Source organism: Peribacillus sp. P4_C12, assembly GCF_056402095.1.
Genome location: NZ_JBFUIB010000051.1, coordinates 1 through 19,709 on the forward strand (window position 1 = coordinate 1; position 19,709 = coordinate 19,709).

Annotated in this window: 10 protein-coding genes, 1 pseudogene and 3 riboswitches; of the genes and pseudogenes, 2 read left to right on the forward strand and 9 right to left on the reverse strand. The window is 39.7% G+C overall.

Annotation, left to right across the window (positions count from 1 at the left end):
• Positions 1-38 precede the first annotated feature (38 nt).
• The 5 genes from AC1DUW_RS10530 to AC1DUW_RS10550 form a co-directional block, all read right to left on the reverse strand.
• A complete protein-coding gene (locus AC1DUW_RS10530; RefSeq protein ID WP_053348900.1) occupies positions 39-1,370 on the reverse strand; it encodes an NCS2 family permease in 1,332 nt (443 codons plus the stop codon).
• A 107-nt stretch (positions 1,371-1,477) separates the two neighbouring features.
• Positions 1,478-1,579: riboswitch (purine riboswitch) on the reverse strand.
• Positions 1,580-1,859: 280 nt separating this feature from the next.
• Complete coding sequence (gene guaA / locus AC1DUW_RS10535; protein ID WP_162878880.1) at positions 1,860-3,380, reverse strand: glutamine-hydrolyzing GMP synthase; 1,521 nt, start codon at positions 3,378-3,380, stop codon at positions 1,860-1,862.
• Between the two features lie 178 nt (positions 3,381-3,558).
• Positions 3,559-3,660, reverse strand: a riboswitch (purine riboswitch).
• A 26-nt stretch (positions 3,661-3,686) separates the two neighbouring features.
• Positions 3,687-5,891 (reverse strand): DUF4129 domain-containing transglutaminase family protein, encoded by a 2,205-nt coding sequence (locus AC1DUW_RS10540; protein ID WP_053348902.1) that lies wholly within the window; start codon positions 5,889-5,891, stop codon positions 3,687-3,689.
• Positions 5,888-7,084: a DUF58 domain-containing protein gene (locus AC1DUW_RS10545; protein ID WP_053348903.1), complete on the reverse strand. Its 1,197-nt coding sequence runs from the start codon at positions 7,082-7,084 to the stop codon at positions 5,888-5,890. Before AC1DUW_RS10545 ends, AC1DUW_RS10540 begins: the two co-directional genes overlap by 4 nt.
• Positions 7,084-8,040 (reverse strand): AAA family ATPase, encoded by a 957-nt coding sequence (locus tag AC1DUW_RS10550; protein WP_053348904.1) that lies wholly within the window; start codon positions 8,038-8,040, stop codon positions 7,084-7,086. The genes AC1DUW_RS10545 and AC1DUW_RS10550 overlap by 1 nt, the downstream gene beginning before the upstream one ends.
• Before the next feature lie 201 nt (positions 8,041-8,241).
• A riboswitch (cobalamin riboswitch) is annotated at positions 8,242-8,461 on the forward strand.
• A 159-nt stretch (positions 8,462-8,620) separates the two neighbouring features.
• Between AC1DUW_RS10550 and AC1DUW_RS10555 the strand changes: the two are divergent.
• Both AC1DUW_RS10555 and AC1DUW_RS10560 read left to right on the forward strand, forming a co-directional pair.
• Positions 8,621-9,165, forward strand: a pseudogene (locus AC1DUW_RS10555) (hypothetical protein).
• 3 nt (positions 9,166-9,168) lie between these two features.
• Positions 9,169-10,119, forward strand: coding sequence for an ABC transporter substrate-binding protein (locus tag AC1DUW_RS10560; RefSeq protein ID WP_053348906.1), 951 nt, complete (start codon positions 9,169-9,171; stop codon positions 10,117-10,119).
• 356 nt (positions 10,120-10,475) lie between these two features.
• Here AC1DUW_RS10560 and essA read toward each other — a convergent pair whose 3' ends face one another.
• The 4 genes from essA to essB form a co-directional block, all read right to left on the reverse strand.
• Positions 10,476-10,955: a type VII secretion protein EssA gene (gene essA / locus AC1DUW_RS10565; protein WP_053348907.1), complete on the reverse strand. Its 480-nt coding sequence runs from the start codon at positions 10,953-10,955 to the stop codon at positions 10,476-10,478.
• Entirely contained in the window at positions 10,942-13,869 is a 2,928-nt protein-coding gene (gene esaA, locus AC1DUW_RS10570) for a type VII secretion protein EsaA (RefSeq protein WP_053348908.1), read from the reverse strand. Before esaA ends, essA begins: the two co-directional genes overlap by 14 nt.
• A 19-nt stretch (positions 13,870-13,888) precedes the next feature.
• A complete protein-coding gene (essC, locus tag AC1DUW_RS10575; RefSeq protein ID WP_053348909.1) occupies positions 13,889-18,340 on the reverse strand; it encodes a type VII secretion protein EssC in 4,452 nt (1,483 codons plus the stop codon).
• A gap of 33 nt (positions 18,341-18,373) precedes the next feature.
• The coding region (gene essB / locus AC1DUW_RS10580) for a type VII secretion protein EssB (protein WP_477642490.1) at positions 18,374-19,709 on the reverse strand (1,336 nt) is incomplete at its 5' end.

The window sequence follows — 19,709 nt, forward strand, 5'->3', positions numbered from 1 at the left end:
GCCCCATAAACGGGACCCCCTCTCACTTGCTCTTATTATTACTTCAAGAAAATAAAGTATAGAAGGAAGACGACTCCAAGACCCCACATAATTGGATGAACTTCTTTCGCTCTCCCTTTCATTGACATCGTGATGGGATAAAAGATAAAACCACAAGCAATCCCTGTTGCAATCGAATATGTCATCGGCATCATGATAACTGTGAAGAAGGCTGGTACTGCCACTTCAAACTTATGCCAGTCAATGTTTTTAAGTGAAGATGCCATTAATACACCCACTATAACCAACGCTGGCGCAGTTACCGCTGATGTCACAACGGAAAGAAGCGGGAAGAAGAAAAGGGATAGGACAAATAGCAAACCTGTAACCACAGCTGCAAAACCGCTTCGGGCACCAGCAGCAACACCCGATGTTGACTCTACATAAGATGTTGTAGTTGATGTTCCTAGAATTGCACCTGAAACTATGGATAGAGAATCAGCAAGCAACCCTTTACCTACTCTCGGAAGAATATTATCCTTCATCAAACCTGCTTGCTGAGCAACAGCCACTAACGTACCAGCTGTATCAAAGAACGCTACAAATAAGAAGGTTAAAATAACGATTAACATTTGACCAGTGAATAGCTCACCTGGATTTCCGAATGCATCAAATGCAACTCCAAATGTTGGTGCAATGCTTGGAACTGCCCCGATTATTTTATCTGGAACCGGCACTTGTCCAAATATCATTCCTGCGATAGCCGTAATGACCATCCCTATGAACACGCCGCTTTTTACGCCTTTTGTCATTAATATAACAGTTACGACAATCCCGAACACAGCCAATAAAGTATTTCCTGATGTTAGGTCACCTAGACCGACAAGCACGCTATCATCATTCGTAATAATTCCTGCATTTTGGAACCCTACAAAGGTAATGAACAAACCAATACCCGCTCCAACCGCATATTTCAATTCAACTGGAATTGCATTAATAATTTTCTCTCGTATTCCTGATAGAGACAGTAGAACGAAGATTATCCCTGAGATCAAAACTCCTGTTAGAGCTGTCTGCCATGGTATTCCAAAACCAAGTACAACGGTAAAAGCAAAGAATGCATTCAAGCCCATACCTGGAGCAAGAGATATTGGATACCTAGCTATGAGCCCCATCAGTATTGAACCTATCGCAGCGGCTAAGGCTGTCGCGGCAAAAACTGCTCCGTAATCCATTCTTAATTCATCTGGGTAGTCCTCGATGCTTTGTAAAGTTAACATCACAGGGTTTACAACCAGGATATACGCCATAGAAAGGAACGTTGTTAGACCACCCAGTATTTCCCGACGATAATTAGTTCCCAGTTCATTAAACCGAAAGTAATTCTTCATTAATGAGTCTCCCCTATCATAGAATCGTAAGCCAAAAGGAAAATGCCCCATTCGCTTCCGAACCGGGCTTGACTACTAATATGTAAAGAAGTGGCAGTTATCCTAACTCACCAATTCATTCACATCGTAGTCAAGCTGTTAACGGCAGCTTGGTAGAAACTTTTGGGCCATATCCCCAATATTATACGACAATTATGTTTTTTATTATTATAGGTATAGTGTACCAGTCACAAAAATAATCGTCAATATCTTAAACGAATATTTTATATGTAATTTTAGACAATGTTCGCTTTTTATCCTAATTATCATGATAATACACCCATAAACATACGTAAAATGTAAGCATTCAACCTATCCTTCCCCTTTTTCACTAATCTAGGAAACCTATTTTAATAAACGAATCATGCTAAAACTGGATAAATGGAGCAACTTAACTTAAATAAAAAAATCAGTGAAGGTTAAACCCTTCACTGATCAGATGTTTTTATTCTATTCCCACTCGATTGTTGCAGGTGGCTTAGACGTAATGTCATACACGACGCGGTTTACGTGGTTTACTTCATTAACGATTCTTGTTGAGATGATTTCAAGTACATCCCATGGAATTCTAGCCCAATCTGAAGTCATTCCGTCAATGGATGTAACCGCACGAATACCAATTGTGTAATCATACGTACGAGCATCGCCCATGACCCCTACACTACGGATATTAGGAAGCACCGTGAAGTACTGCCAGATTTCACGTTCCAAACCATTCTTTTTAATTTCTTCACGTAAGATATGATCAGATTCACGAACGATTTCAAGTTTTTCATCCGATATTTCCCCTAATACACGAATACCTAAACCAGGACCAGGGAACGGCTGACGCCAAACGATTTCATCTGGAATCCCCATTTCGCTTCCAAGAGCACGCACTTCATCTTTGAATAAAGTATTCAATGGCTCAATCAATTTAAATTGCATATCTTCCGGCAGACCGCCAACGTTATGATGCGATTTAATTGTTTGTGCAGTAGCCGTACCACTTTCAATAATGTCTGTGTAAAGTGTTCCTTGTGCAAGGAAATCAATACCTTCAAGCTTCGTTGCTTCATCATCGAATACGTAGATGAACTCATTACCGATAATTTTCCGTTTTTGTTCCGGATCGGAAACGCCAGCAAGTTTCGAAAGGAAACGCTCTGATGCATCGACCTTTATTACGTTCATATTAAAGCCTTCACTGAATGTTTCCATTACACCTTCGGCTTCCCCTTTACGCAATAATCCATGATCAACGAAAATACATGTTAACTGATCGCCAATTGCCTTATGGATCAATACAGCAACAACGGATGAATCCACTCCGCCGCTCAAGGCGCATAGTACTTTTTTATCCCCGACCGTTTGACGGATTTTTTCCATTTCGACTTCAATGAAGTTTTCCATGGACCAGTCGCCTTTGCAACCACAAACGCCAAATACGAAATTTTTCAAAATATCATTTCCGTATACAGAATGACGTACTTCTGGATGGAATTGTACTGCATACAATTTACGTGACTCATCACTCATAGCTGAGATCGGGCAAGATGGGTTCGTTCCATCGATGGTGAAACCTTCAGGCGTTTCGACAACTAAATCACCATGGCTCATCCAGACAATTTGTTCTTTTGGCAGATCGCCGAATAACTTAGAATCATTTTGAATGGCAAGTGTTGCTTTTCCGTATTCACGGTTTTTAGCTGGTTCCACTTTTCCGCCAAAATGTTTCGTCATTAGCTGCATACCATAACAAATACCAAAAATCGGCAGACCTAATTCGAAAATGCGCTCATCGCAGCCAAATGCAGATGCATCATACACACTGTTCGGACCGCCTGAAAAAATAATCCCAGTTGGATTCATTTTTAGAATTTCTTCTGCTGTAATTGTATGAGGATGAAGCTCACTGTACACACCAAATTCACGAATACGACGAGTAATCAATTGATTATATTGGCTTCCGAAATCAAGTACTACGATCATTTCCTGGTTTTTTTGCAATTCTGTTTTCCCCGGCACAAACGTCACCTCTATCAATGTAATTCACCCAAAAAATCGAGTGATAGTTTCTTATAAAAAATATTATCATAAAAAAAGAAAAACTAAAAATCCACCCTCAAAAATACACAAAAAGTACAGACGAAGGCAGATTTTCAGCTTTCCTGTTAAAATCCGCCTTCATAGTCAAATCATTTACGGTGATTCGGTAGAAACTTTCGATCCATATTATCGAGGATATATGAAGGATATATTAGTTTAAGTTATTGTATCAATATAATAAAAAGCTGGTCAAGAGCTAGTTTTTTTCATTAAGCTTTCCCAACCGATTTGTAAGTGCTCCCATTCGCCATTTTCAACGTCTCCACGGTAAATTATTAATTCGTAACGAGCTGTCAACTTCTGCATCTCATCTGTACCGTACACTGCATCCACATATGCGGCGTACTCCCTTAACGTTTGCCCTTCTGGACGCGCTAAACCAGCTCGTTTTAATTGTTTCAATAATAATAGATAGGCCGTCGTAAAATGAGAGCCAGATTTCTTTTTATAGCGGAGAATCTGCAGGTGCGGAATCCACTTCCTTCTAGAGAAATAACCAATTGTCACAAGCATCAACAAACTTATGAGAGTGATAGAAGTCCATTTCACGATTCCTTCCTGGCTTCCCACAAACCTGTCTCTAGATGCTAGAGTATCCTTATCAGGAGTATCATGACGTTCACTAGTCTCCATCTTTTTCTGCTCTGCATTAGCTGGAGTGTCCGTCTCCGAATTCTTTATATCATCCTGTTTCAAGTCCGAATTGTAAAATTCAACTTCTCCAGTGAATCCCTTTGTTGGTTCAAAGGGAATCCAGCCAATTCCAGAAAAATAAACTTCTACCCAGGAATGAGCATTATTATTCGTTACCTTATAAACGGATTCACCCTTATAAATTGATTTTTCTCCTTCAGTATAACCCTTTACCCACCTAGCCGGTATATTGGCGGCACGTAGTAAGACGACCATTGCAGTTGAATAGTTGTCGCAATATCCAATCTGGGTCTCGAATAAAAATTGATCGACATAATCTTGATTTGCCCCCGGATACGCAACATCATCCTTTGAATAAACAAAATCTGGACCATCAAAATAATTTTCAATGGCTTTCGCTTTATCGTACCAATTTGTTTCATTAATTGTAAGCTGCGATGCCAATTCATATATTCGATTAGGTAAGCCCTCTGGAAGCTGAGTATTTTTATCCATTAAGACACCCATCGTTTCATCCGGCTCTGTGACCTTCCTTAGCTCAGCCATATCAAACCTCGGCATATCGTAGGTCATTTCATATTCCTTCAATAGAAGGCTTTCGCCGTCTTCCTTTTCGGATATGATTTTGTCCATATCCTTATAAAACTTGAACTCTTTTCCTTTTTTACCCTCGACCTTTTTTAAATAACCTGACTGCGGATGAAGAATATGAGAATACAATTCCATCATGGATACTCTCGCTGACATTTCATCTGCTTTTACTACCTCCGGAATATCGTAAGTATTTAACGAAGTCATTTCCTGGCCGTTAGAAAAAGTAAAAAAGTCTATTCCCTCTAAGGAAACCCATCCTTTTCCAGTATAGACATCTTTGTTCTCCACTTTCCAGTAATGACCTGCAGGAGCATTGTTATAAAAGACAATAGAACTATCTGGCTCTATCGATCCGCCAAGTTCCGAATCATCTTCATCATACCCCACCCTTTTGTCTGTGGAACTACTATCTTCTTTCATCACTTTATCTGAATAAGAAGTAATATACGGAACTGGATCCGGCCATTGTGGAGAGAACTTAGGGGCACCAAAACCGAAAAGGACACTTATCACAATCATACCCGTAAGGATCAAGATCCATTTCTTGATAGGAGCCCTTGAAAACCTAAGCTGCTCCTGAATGGACAGACGCATCAAGGCCAGCAGACCGAGCATTGCAAAACCAATAATGATGATTCTTATCATTGCCTTATCACCATCATAGGGAGTAAATGTATCAAGTATCGATATAAAAATCACCGTTAACATAAAAAAGAAAAAGATACTTTGCTTCACCATCACCCAGTAATGAATCAAATATGTCACAAGCCAAAGAAGCAAGAAAAATAGAAAAGTTCGAAATGGATTTGAAAGTAACTCCCATTTTCCATCGTATATATTTGATAGATTGGCTGTGAAATCAAGCAGATAGCCTTTAAACCATGAAAATTCAAATAAAGCGGTTTTCGAATGAAGAAACTGTACTGAAATCATTATATAAACACTTAAGAGGGTACAGCGGATTAGCCAATGGAAGTGGAAATAATGCAGTAGTAGGGAAAAAATCACAAACAGAACAAAAACAACAATATTCCCTGTATCCGTGAGTTTCTCAACAGGCCTTAACCATTCTGTGATCAACAACAGACCAAAGGTATACAGAAGAACATGCATCCACTTTTCCAACAAGGGGGTTGAAACATTCATTTCATCATCACCTCTCGTCTGTCGTGTTGCAGATACCCCTGTTCAAGAAAGCAAACCTTTATTCCCCGTGATACTGCTGCGGATCTTGATTTTTTTTCCTCATCTGTAAAGTCTGCTGGGTTTTTCACACAAAACAACGTTAATCCTTGATTAGCGCGGAATGCACTCAATACTTCTACCTTTTCTAATGTTAATTCCGAGACAATGAAAATCACAGCTGCGTTGGCCGGCAGAATTTCCTTCCTTATGATCCCGTTCCAAGTGGTTATCCTACTCGGTTTTTCTTTAGCAAGGCGGTAAAAAATCTTTCGTTTCTGGTTATTGCCTCCTCCAGTCGGTAAGATTTGCCTCGATCCCGTACTAGCGAAACCAATCTCTATGCCTTTTTTTAACATGACATGTACAAAGGAAGCCGTCATTACAATTGCTTCTTCGAAGAAAAGCGATTCCTGATTATCAAGCACGATAAACACATCACGGTTTTTCTGAACTTCAAATTCCTTTGTCATGATTTCACTTGTTTTAGCCGTTGCCTTCCAGTTAATCCAGGACAACTGATCACCTGGCTGATACTCTCTTACGCCAGACACTACTGAATGTTCTCGCTGTGTTTTTTTTGTCAATCCCACTTGTCCCTGATTGAATACGCGCTCAAAATCTCTGTAGGTAAGCTCATGATATGAAGGGAAAACAGTGATTTTTAAAGGTAAATTATATGTCGCTTCCTTTTCAAAGACGCCAAAAAAGTCTCCTGTCCTGAAACGGATTGTTTGAAATGTATGCTCACCCCGTGGCAAATTGTCCAAAGTATATGTCATACTGAAGGTATGCCTGAAACCCGGAAAGACAAGTGTTTTGCTTTGCATCCCCCTATTTTCCAATTCCTTCGGCAACTCTTCCTCTACCATCAAATATAAAAGAGGCAGCCTGTTTTTACGGGTAACAGTTAAAGCTATTTCTACAGAATCGCCTGCTCGGCATTCTCTTTTACTGACCTTTCTCTCAACGATAATGTTATTAATCGGATAAAAAAGTAGAATCGTAGAGTACACAGTGAACGGCAAAAATGTATAAAAAATAAACCAACTGACAAAACCGCCTTGAAACATCGCAAAAGAAAAGGAAATCGCTATAAGTAATAACAAGCCAATCACACTCATGTTTTCCTTTAAGATGCTAATCAAGTTCCGCATTAGGTCACAGCTCTCTTCACAGGCACTTGAATCGTCGCAACAATCTCGTGAATCACCATGCCAGCATCCACTCCCTCATAATTCGCTTCTGGCTTCAGGATAAGTCTGTGGGCAAACACGAACGGTACTAAATATTGCACATCATCCGGTAGAACATAATCTCTGCCCTGCAAAAGTGCATAAGCTTGGGCCGCCTTCATCAATGCAATCGATCCACGTGGACTCACCCCTAAATATACTCTCTCATGCGTACGAGATCGATTAGCCAAATTAACAATATACCGCTTTATCGTGTCATCCACTATCACTGCTTTAGCCTCTTCCTGTAAAGCTATTAATTCCTCTAAAGTAATAACAGATTCTAACTCTTCAAGTGGTGCGGCATATTGAGCTCGGTGCAAAACCTCAATTTCTTCGTCCACACCCGGATAGCCCATTTTCATTTTTAATAGAAAACGATCCAATTGCGCCTCGGGAAGTGGGTATGTTCCTTCGTACTCAATGGGATTTTGTGTTGCCATAACGAAAAAGGGTTTCTCCAATCCCCTTGTAACCCCATCAACCGTCACACTTGCCTCTTCCATTGCTTCAAGCAAGGCAGATTGTGTTTTGGGCGATGTCCGGTTTATCTCATCGGCTAAAATAATATGGCCCATGATTGGTCCTGGTCTAAAAATAAATTCTTGTTCCTTTGGATTGAAAATTGAAACACCCGTTACATCTGAAGGTAGTAAATCAGGTGTGAATTGTATACGCTTAAAGTTTGCGCCTATCGATCTTGCCAGTGCTCTGACCATGACAGTCTTACCTACACCAGGAACATCCTCCAATAAAACATGCCCCCCAGAAAGAAGTGCCACGATGCTCAGTTCTGCTATATCTCGTTTTCCAATAATCACTTTTTCAATATTCCCTAAAATCTTTTCCAGTTTTTGATTTACCTGCTTATAAATCATTCTCTACCTCCTGAAATTACCCTATTACTCTTATATAACACCTATTATATATTCTTTATACTCGATATACGTTTTACATTAACATCCAATTAAACCTTACATTGTAAGTTTACTAGATAATTCGCAAACCATAAACGAATTTCTCTAAAAATATTCATACTGCTTTAGGAAAAAGGTATGGTAAACTGTTGCTAAGTGAATATAAACCTTGCAGAAAAAGGTGCTGACTTGTCAGCTTAATAGGGAATTTGGTGTAAAACCGAAGCTGTTTCCGCAACTGTAAGTGCTAATGAAATAAGATAAATACCACTGTTTGAGGATAAAGATTCACATCGATAACCATTCATCCTGTTCAAATGGGAAGGTTCTTAGAGTAAAATGACGCACGAGCCAGGAGACCTGCCTTTTTTATCGTATTCTGCTCTTCGGAAGATAGGAGGATTGTACGGCAATCTTCCATCTTTTTCTGTTACAGATACATAGGTGATTGATGCCGACCAATGCCCTTGGTCGGCTTTTTCTTTTACTGAGAAAAGCGATACCGAGGTGATTCATCTAACTATGAAGAGGAGGAAGAGTTATGGCAAAGAAGGATTTTCGTTTTTTATGCTATCCATACATGCGCGAATCCGTGTCTACCGTCGATATGAAATACGTACCGACTCTTTGACGACACAAATTGGCTTGGCCGCCTCGCTTACAAAGGATGTTCCGGATGTATACCGAGATTTAATGGAATTGTTGCCGATGACTTATCATTTAAATGGTTCAGTCCGTGGGAAATTGGCCATTACCGACAATGATCTGAAACGTCTAAGTGCAATCTACGACCATTATGTCGTAGAAGTTAAAGAGCATATTGAGACATTCGTGCTTCCGCAAGGGTCAACCGCCGCCTGTGTTCTGCATACTTGCCGTAGTGAAGCCAAAAAGTCGGTCCGTGCTTTACACAAGGTTAGTTTAGAAAGAGAAATCCCTGAAATTCTCTTTGATTACGCCCATTTGCTTGCAAATGTTCTATTCGTGATGGCTGTCTACGTCAATAAGCAACATGGTATTGAGGAGATTGCTTTTATCAGTAAATCATACCCAACCAAACCAATGAAGAAGAAAACGGAGGAATAAATAATGAAGAGAAGCATACGATTTAGTTGGATTTCCACCTTGATACTTGCCCTTTTCCTTACCGGATGTGGAGTAACGGATGACCAGACGGCAAAGGAAAAGAAAGATACTAATAAGACAGAAGAAGTCAAAGCCTATACCGTTACCGATGATACTGGAAAGAAAATAAAATTTGATAAAGTTCCGGAAACAGTAGTTTCACTTCAACCAAGTAATACAGAAATTTTATTTAAACTAGGGCTGGGGGATAAGGTCGTTGGCGTGACCGACTTCGATAATTATCCAGAGGAAGCAAAAGATATTGAACATGTTTCCGACTCGGTGAATATCAATGCAGAGAAAATTATTTCCTTAAAACCAGATGCCGTTATTGCTTATACCATTGGTGATGAAACGACGCTGAAGCCACTTGAAGATGCTGGAATCCCAGTATTCATTATAAAATCCGCGACAAATTTTGATGATGTTTATGGAGATATTGGGCAAATCGCTGATGTCATGGGCGTTACTAAAAAAGGCGAAGAATTAGTGAAAGATATCCAAACCCAAATTACAAGTGTTGAAGAAAAAATTGAAACATTAGATGAAAAGGAAAAAACTTACTTTGAAATTAGTCCAGCTCCAGAAATCTATACAACAGGATCGGAAACCTTCCAACAAGAAATTCTAAAAACTGCAGGCATTGAAAACATCTTTGCCGACCAAAAAGGCTGGGTTAAGGTTTCAGATGAAGAAATTGTCAAACGAAACCCTAATGCTATCATTACAACTGCTACCTATGCAGATGATGCTGTTGATGAAATTAAATCCCGTAAAGGCTGGGAAGATATCAACGCTGTGAAAAATGATCAAGTCTATCTACTAGATGAAAATATTATGTCACGTCCTGGACCGAGGATTGGTGAAGCTGTAGAGCTCGCAGCAAAGACCGTTTATCCAGACTTATTTAAATAATGCGAAAGAAGGATGTTCCAAAGTTCTTGGGGCATCCTTTCCTTTTTCTGCCCTGCTTCTCTGAAGTCTCCTTCGCTACAACCACACACTCTTCAGGAGCAGCCACCCTCCATCGCTAATCCCTTATATTTCTCTTTTAAGGTCTCCCTTTGCAAATAACGAACCACCTGCTCTTCTTTCATCTTTATGCTAAAATGAATGCAATCTAATCATAAAAAATTCGAGGTAATGATCATGTATAAAAAATTCTTTATATGGGTCTTAGCAGTTGCCCTTCTTTTAGGGATTCTTAAAACCTTTCTAGATATGTAACAAAAAAAGCCCGATTCTGACTTTCTTCAGGAATCGGGCCATTTTTATTTTCGTTTCACTTCTTCATTCAGCTTCCCCATTTTCGGGATAAGTATAAAAAACAAACAAATAACAGCTAGTGCTAAAACGATACCGAGCAAAAGCGTCAAATCAATACTAACGGAAGACTCTGTTCCTTCATTGCTCCTCGTTCGAATGTTCACTTCTGAAAATAATCCCAGTTGTTCTGCTTTCGAAGCAATTGTATTATTGTTCTCCGTTACAGGAGAAAGGAACAGAGAGTCCTTCGTCGAGTCTAAAACATCATATTTCCCTCTTTCAAAAGTAAGATCCTTTTGTTCATCCGGCAGCCTTTGCTTCTGTTTCAATAATTCTTCCTCATGAAAATACTCCGTTTGAATATCAATATTCTTTTCATGATACTCATTCGGCTCCACTATGGGTTCCTCTTCTGCATGCCCATTGGTTGGCTGGCTAAAGAATAAAATTAACAAGGCTAGAAATAAATATTTATTCCGCTTCATAGGCCATTTCTCTTCTTTCTGTAAAACGTTTCATTAAATATGGAATGATTGACCCAATAAGCGTGAGTATGCTCAAGATAACAACAGCTGGTAGAAAGGCCAACTGACTATCGAATTGAATAGACATATATACATCTGCCACCGGATGGTCCACATTGAAATTAGGCATGATCAAATCTAGTAATGGGATGGTAAAGAAACTGATCAAGCCAATTACAAGGATAGCACCTACAAACGGCCCAATGGAGAAGGCTAGTCGAGTAAACGCTGAACAGAAGAATAAAAGTAGGACAGTGAAAACGGTCCATTTAATCGCCTGGATATCACCAAGCGGATATATCTTCAAACCATACATGCTGATTATCAAGCCAACTATCAGATTCAATAAAGTAAACAACGCCGCATGCACCATCATTGGAATTGTTGCATAATGATGCAGGAAGAAACCAATTAATAATCCCGAAATAAGTATGATTACCAACATGACGATTGGTGGAATCTTAACCTCTTCCTTTTGAAGTACTTCCCCGCTGATTTGAACAGGATTCGCTAAATATTCGTATACATACCCGTTCTGCTGATCATCAACGAGCGTGTTATTTAAGACACTATATACATCCGTCTTAATTTTTTCCGTTGATTCTACATTTTTGGACCAATTATTATTAAGCTGGTCCGCTCTTTCCTGAACCGACCCTACTTTCGTCTGCAGGTCAGCTGTATCATTCACAACAGTGTCCTGCCGTTCTGCTACAGAATTGACAAGTTCGGAAATGAAGCCGACAGTTGTTGCCGTATTGTCTTGAAGTGATACAAACATTTCACCATTAAGGCTTCCTGTAGGTTCATCCTCTATTTCGGGAACCTCAATATTTCCTGTCAAATTAGCAGACACTTCTTGAGCCCTCTCTGTAATAGCCGCCAATTCAGCTAATGTAGCTTCCTGCCCAGACTCGACGTTTGCATCATATTCATCTATATAACCCAAAATGGAGTCAGAGAACATCCCAAAGTTTTCATTAACTCCTGCTAAACTAGCTTTAACAAGTTTCGCTTCTTCATCGATGTTTCCAGAAACGCCTTCTTTTAAGTTCTCTAATTCTTTTATATTGGCGGCAAATACTTCATCTAAATTCGCTTCCGAAACTCTTTCTGCCAGTTCAGTATAAGATGAAAGTGAACCATAATAGGCGAGGAGGGCTGCTGAATCACGGTTCGTGATAGAATCATTAAAGAATTTCACTAACACCGCTCGTCTTTCTCCTCCTACTTTTTCAAGTAGGGCCTGTTCCAGATTGTTAATTTCAGTAATGGTCTCGTCGATGGTCATACTCTGGATGTTTTGTAACTTTTGGATATCCTCCTGTGATTTTTGCCATTGGTCACCTAAATCCTTATAATTCGTGCCCAGTTTATTATAATCATCCTGTAATTGTGTAAACTGTACTAACAAATTATTATATGAATCTACCAGTTGATTAAACTCCGTTACGACTTGATTATAATTTCCCGTTCTGCTGTTCACTGTTCCGCTAAGACTGTTGATTTCAGCTTGGAGGTCTGCTGTAAGAATGCTGATTTGTTCTGAAGCCCCTTCACTCCCCTCTGCCGGCACCAAACTTTCAAGTGCGGTGTTAATGCTATTAATTTGGTTTAGCAGTCCCTGAAGCGAGAGTTCATCTATTGGTTCCTTCTTTGAAGGAGCAGCATCTGATTCACCTTTTCCCGTTTCTGTTTCAATATCTTCTATCGGGGTAGTACCTTCTCCAATTACACCACCATCACCAGAACTACTTGCAAGATTTCTGCGTTGCTCTAACAAGGTAGCCTGAAGGGTATCGAGACCCGCTTCTTCTGATTGTTTAAATTGTTCAATTGAGCTTTGTTGATCTCCTGTAATTTTCGTGATTTGTTCTACTTGTTTGTCTTTCACATTGGTAGAAAACTCTTCCAATTCATCATTACTAGTCTTAAGTTTCTCCTGCATAACCTCAACATTCTCATTAATGCCTTGGTCATTTAGACTGTATTTCGTATTCATCCCCTTCTGAATCTCTGGTACCGTCTGGGCTCCCTCATTCATCGCCGTATCATACGCTTGAATACTCTCTTTTATAAGTTGTTGATTTTGGGTGGATGCCTGCATAAAAAGATTACTCTGAGCTTTTTGATATTCCTCAAATGATACAACATCCTCCAAGAAGGAAGCCATTTGAGCTTTTGTGTTTCCTATTTCACCTAATGTTTCATTAGTCGTTTTCCCAGCATCCTTGGTTTGGGAAAAAACTCCTTCAAGCATATCCTTATGTTGTTTAATTTCCCCAGCAAGGCTTTCCGAGCTTGGGGTATAAAATTCGTACATCGTGTTTTGAAAAGTAATTTCTTTCGCAAGGACATTATCGAACTTCTTGCGGATGTCCTCGACCGATTGGGAAACATAGCTCCAATACTGTGTGGATATATGTTTATTTATTTTGTTCTTTGTCTTCTCTAATTCCTTTTGCACTTTTTCCATATTTTCCGCATTCAAGCTCGTTTGGACTTTATACTTAATACCAGCTTTGACTGGCTGTTCATCATCAAACGTGTAAATATTCTTTGAAAAATCGGAAGGGAAATAAATAACGGCATCATATTTTTTATTTGCAAGGCCGCTCTCCGCTGTACTTCTGTTGACCACATACCAATCATATTCTGAATCCTTGTCCAAGGTAGTCACAAGCTCTGAACCGACATAAATTGGATTTTTGTTATACTCCGTACCATCATCTTCATTGACAATAGCTATTTCACGAGAAGCCGTTTCTGTTTTTTTCATTGGATTTTGTCCAATATAAGAGAAAAACAGGATTGGTAAAGCCAAGATTATCAATATTTTACCGATTAATAGCATCGGTCTTATTTTTTCAGACACTGTCTTGCACACTCCTTCTTTATTCACTTAGTGGAATTTGAACTTTACTTTCCCTTCCATTCAGCACAAAGTAACCGTAACCAGGCTGAATTTCATCTTCTTTTCTAGAATAGGAGAGCGTATACAAGCTTTGCTCTGATTTTTTCAGAAGCAAGACAGCCTGTCTGATTTGTTTCAATTCGGTCGTCAACGAATCATACCCCTTGGTGAAGTCGTTGGCGTTGCCAGCCACAATTAGACAAAAGCCGAGATGACTGTACTGTTTCATAAAACCACTCAACCTGTCCTGGATTCTGCTGTCAATCGTTTGTTGAATCCTTGAAATGCTATCTATGACAAAAATAATAGATGGGAATTCAAGCTGTTTCATTGGTTTCCGTTCCAAAGCTGCTAGATATTGGCGTTCACGATCCTCAAAGATTTCATTGATATGATCGAGCCAATCAGTTATTTGATCTTTTGTCTCTACATAACGTACCTTCTCCTTGGCAGCATATGGAGAGAGACCACGATCAACTCCGTCAAATAAACCAATTTCCCCAACAGACTGAGTCAGCAACGATTCTAAGAGTACTTTAAGGACATTTGTTTTCCCTTTACGCGACTGTCCGATGACTAGCAGGAATGGATTCGAATTCAAATCCACACAAACAGGCGTGACGCTTTCCTCTGAAAGCCCAATTGGAATGGAATCCTTCTGTATTACTTGTGGGTAGTATGCCTTGAAGCTGGCCAAATCTAGACGTGTTGGCAGCATTGGAATAGCCGGTGGCTTTTCTAGTTCCTTGTATTTATCCTTATGCTCAGCCACAACATGTTTCATTTTTTCCAAAACGGCTATATCATCATCGCCGTCGGCTGGTAAATAGACCTGCATCAAATATGTTTGGTCTTTTTTTACCAACGCCCGCCCCGGTACTGGCTCATTTTCATAAGGTGTTCTACCCAAGACTGAATATTGTTCAGAACTGTCCATTAAATAATGGACGATCTTCGTTTTTAAACTGTTCATTAATGGCTGGCGGATGGCATTGATTCTCGTCGCCGTCAAAATCATGAATATCCCAAGTGATTGTCCATCACGCGCAAACTGAATGAACTGCGCTTCCTGATCATGCATTTCATCCTTCACTAAGTCAAAATTGTCAACTATGATATAAATAATCGGCAATTTTTCCTCTGTTAACGTGTTATAAAGTTTTATATTACTAAGCTCTCTTTCTGAAAAAAGCTGTTTCCTTCTTTCCAATTCCGCCTTCATAAATAACATGAATTTTTCAGTTTTCCTCATCTCATCAAACCGGAAGTAATCTCCTGTATGAGGCAACTGTCGCAGCGGGAGTAAAGCACTGTTTCCAAAATCAAAAATGTAATAATGAAGTTCTTCAGGGTTGAACTGATCTGCAAAACTAAAGAGAAGCGTCAAAATAGTGGTTGACTTTCCGTATCCGGAAGAGCCAAAAATCCCAATATTTCCATCCTCAATCCAGTTATAGATGTAATTTGTCTGACTCTGCAATTCAGGCTCATCTTTCATCCCTAGATGGAACTGATTTTTCGTAAGGCCTCTTTCGTCATTTCTCGATAGACGCTCCATTAGCGGCGGAAGCCACGGACTTGCCAACTTCTCAATCTTCATTTCTTCCTGCGTCTTTACAATTTCATCCGCAACGGCTTCAATTTCACTAATCTTTTCTTTCCTCTTATTAGTAATGTGTTCTGCTACATTTGAGATTTGAACAAGGCCAAGGTCTGTGACGAAAGCCACTTCATCCTCAGATCCAACGGTATCCTCTAAATAAGGGGCTCCGCTCCAAGCTGACTGAAACAGTTCGTACACCTCATTATTTCCTACCTGCAAATATCCCCGACCGGTGACGGTAATATTTGCTGCATCGCTATTTTTCAAAATTTCCTTACTATCATTGGCATCCTGCACCTTTAAGGAAATTTTAAAACGGGCATTACTCCAAATCTGGTTATCAATGACACCGCCCGGCTTTTGGGTAGCCAAGATTAAGTGAACACCTAAGCTCCGTCCAATTCGTGCCGTACTAACTAATTCACGGATGAAATCAGGTTCTTCGTTTTTTAGTTCGGCAAACTCATCTGATATTAAAAATAAATGCGGCAGCGGCTCATCTGCTTTCCCTTCTTTATATAAATACGTGTAATCGTTGATATGATTGACCTCGTACCGGTCAAACAGGCGCTGGCGTTTCTTCAACTCGCTATTGATTGAGGCAAGCGCCCGGGCACTGAAGTTTTTGCTTCCTTCAATATTTGTGATAACCCCAAGTAAATGAGGAATCTGCTTAAAGGGCTGTGCCATCCCCCCACCTTTATAGTCAATAAGCAAAAACGCAACTTCATGGGGATGATAGTGAACGGCTAACGACAGGATATAGGTCTGCAGTAATTCACTTTTCCCTGAACCAGTTGTCCCAGCTACCAAACCATGAGGCCCATGTGCCTTTTCATGTAAGTTCAATTCGACCCTATCAGTTTTTCCTTTTAATCCAATTGGCACCGCCAAAGATTTGGAGGATTGATTGGTCAGCCAGTTTTGACTGATAGGCAACTCTCCCACCTCTCGCGCTTTCAGCAATTCTAGGAATGATACCGTTTCTGGAATCGAATTGTTCATGCCTTTTTGATGATCAAGCGACCTAAGCAAGCGGGCATAACGCTCATTTCCTTCTTTTGTATGCTTATCGAGGGTAAAAGGAGTATGAACCGCCTTCGTTTGCTGAATGAGAATCTCACCGTCACGATCATTTATATACTTCACAAGCGTATGGACATTCTCTGTCAAACTCTCTTTTGCATCCGCAGCAAAAATCGTTGAAATACCTAAATGGTCTGCTTTACCTTCTAAATATTCTAGAATGACATGCTCAGAAATTAAAGTTCGATCCGTGACAATAAAAACAAAATGAGGAGTAAACCTTACTTTCCCTTTGTTCTCATCCAAATCTCTTTCCCTAAGAAGCTGATAAATCGAAGACAAAAGCTGGTCACGTGATTGCTCATTATAAATAAAGCCTTTGGCATATGCATGTGGCAGTTGAAAATGAGGGAGCCATTTCATCCATTCCCATTCTCGGTAATCCTGTTCCGGGAAAATCGCCACAAATCGAACATCATGATAGCTGTGAAAGAAAGCCAGTTGGCCAATCAGCTGTTGCAGCTCCCGTTTGACAATGGATTCCTTTCCTACAAGGCCCATAGAGCCGCTTGATAAATCAATGGTTAACGGAAGGTCATCCAGGTTTTTGTAAATATCCACAAGTTCCTGAGACTGCTCAAGTAAATCATCTATATCCCGATTTGACATATCGTTGCTATTTACCGCCACCTCATAACTCGATGGTATCGTCGCCGTCCCAATCTTAAAGTGGAGGGAGTCTTCACTTTCTAATGTCCGCTCCCAAATTCGGTGGCTAATGTTATCAGTTAGACGCTTCATTTTTTCAAAAGAAGGATAATGATAGAGCAACACTTTCTTTTGCTGTTCAGAAAGCTCTTGTAACTCTTCTCTCTTTTGCTCCAGATAGCGTGTATACACACGTTGACGTTTTTCAGCTCTGAACTTTTGCTTCTTTTTGTCTTTAAAATATTGCACCGTCGAGGTAACTAAAGTTGTTGTGAACATCACAATCGATATGATGATGAAAATTCCCCTTGGCTGAATAAGTGTGATGACCCCCATGACAATCAGCATCATTAACGGAGGCATAAGAATTAGCCATAACCCTCGATTATTATCTTCCGATTCTTGGCTTGGAAATGATATCGTCACTTTCTCATCCGGCAATTCATAGATCATCCTTGGTGTCCGTCGATACTGTGGATAGCTTTTCTTCATTTCGGAGATTGGTTGCAATATTTTAGATAAGGATGTTTCATAACTATCCGCACTATTAATCATCAATAAGTCGCCTTCAAGTAACCTCAGCACCATATTTGGCCAGCAAATCAAATCGCCATTTTGAATAGCAACCGTATTATTTACTTTTTCGCCATTCAGAAAAAGACGTCCATCATTTGGTATGAGCAGCCACTGCCCTTGACGAAGGACAATGGAAAAGGCATTTTCAGAATCCAATCCTTCTTTACGGATAGTCGCTCCCGCTTTGGCTGATAAAGAAATTTCTTTCGAATTGCCAATATAATAGAGGCTTTCTTCCAATTCCCCTGCCACGTAAAATATCTCAACTGCTTCTAAACCCTCATGGAAAGTAAAAGACTGGAACGGCTTTACATCCCCAATCTTTTTGTCTCCTCTATAAACCTCATATTCATCAAGCTCTTCATGTTTCCTCAGCTCAATATGGCCTTGGTCGAAAGGAATAGAGTAAACGGTAATCGTGTCCTGATGTGATGATCCAATTGTGATTGGACCAGCATGAATATCCTTGATTGTATAGGATTGGTATGTATCCTTAAAATAAATCCATAATAAACTCATTAAATCTCACCCCCGCAAAAGGCCTGTAAACGCTCACTCTTTGCTTTTCTCTTTTTCTTTTTCTTCAGATGATTTTTCCGATGATTCCTTACTTTCTTCTTTTCCTTCTGAGGCAGGCTCTTTTTTCTCTCCCTCTGTTACAGTCGGTTTAGCTTCTGGTTCCACTACATTTTGCTGGTCCTGATTTTTCTGTTCCTCGACCTCCTTCATTTGCTTATCCAATTCCTTTTTTTCTTTTTCATATTGTGTCAGCTCATTATCGACTTCTTTAATTCGCGACTCTCTTTCTTCTCCAGAAAGTTTATCGTCTAACTTAATTTCTTCTTTCTGGTTGACCAAACCGTACATAATCAATTCGCGATCCTCCATGATTCTCGCCAAATCGATCGCATCCTCGGTCATGCCCCTGCCTATATAAATCCAATATAAGAGATACTGACTATCAGTCTGCAAAGTGATTGCATTTTCCACATTTTTCCTTGCAACTCCCTTCAACGGTTCATAAGTGACGTAGGACTTCGCCAGTTCATATTGAACGACATACGGCATACTTTTCGGATTGTAATTTTCCAAGCGGTCAATGACTTCACTGTATTTTTGTTTTAAAAAACTTTCCCCGCTTTCCACATATGCTTCCTGCCTTGGGTGGGAAAAGAATAATGTGTAAATCGTAAAGAACAGCAGCGGAACTATAGCAATCACAGTTCCCCAAAGTGTATAACGTTCTATTTTCCACTTTTTCTCAGGGATATGAACAAATGTTTTTTCTTCGCTCTCTAAAGCATCTATCTGACTTTGAATAAGCAAACCCAGTTCATCCCAAGTCTCTGCTGTTACTATACTCTGTGATTCCTTCGATAGTTTAAGGGTTTTATAGTAAAGCAGATACTGTTCAAATGTATACTGCCCATCCACAAGTGTTGCGATTGTTGCCTTTGTTTCTTGAAATAACTGATCTTGAATTTCCTCATAAGGAGGTAGACTGTCTTTTACTCCATAATGGAGAAAATAAGGGGCCAAACTTGGGTCAAACACTATATTTTCTGGACAGACTACTAGTTGCAAACGCGTTAATTCATGATTTCTAATTTTCTTTACAATCTGATAGGACGATAACCATCGTCCTATCAGATTTTTATTATTTGCCTTAGAAAAAGCAAAAAAAGAGGCTGGTAGAATTACCCTTACCTGCACCTCGTCCTCTGTTACGTCAATATGTTTCTGGAGAGCATCATCCACCTCATGAATTAGCTGTAATTCCAATGGGTTCTGCATCAATAGTTTAGCTCGTTGGAAAACAAACACATACCCATTATCATCCTTCTTCATTACAGCTTCTGTTCGTTTCTCCAAATATGATGATTTATTC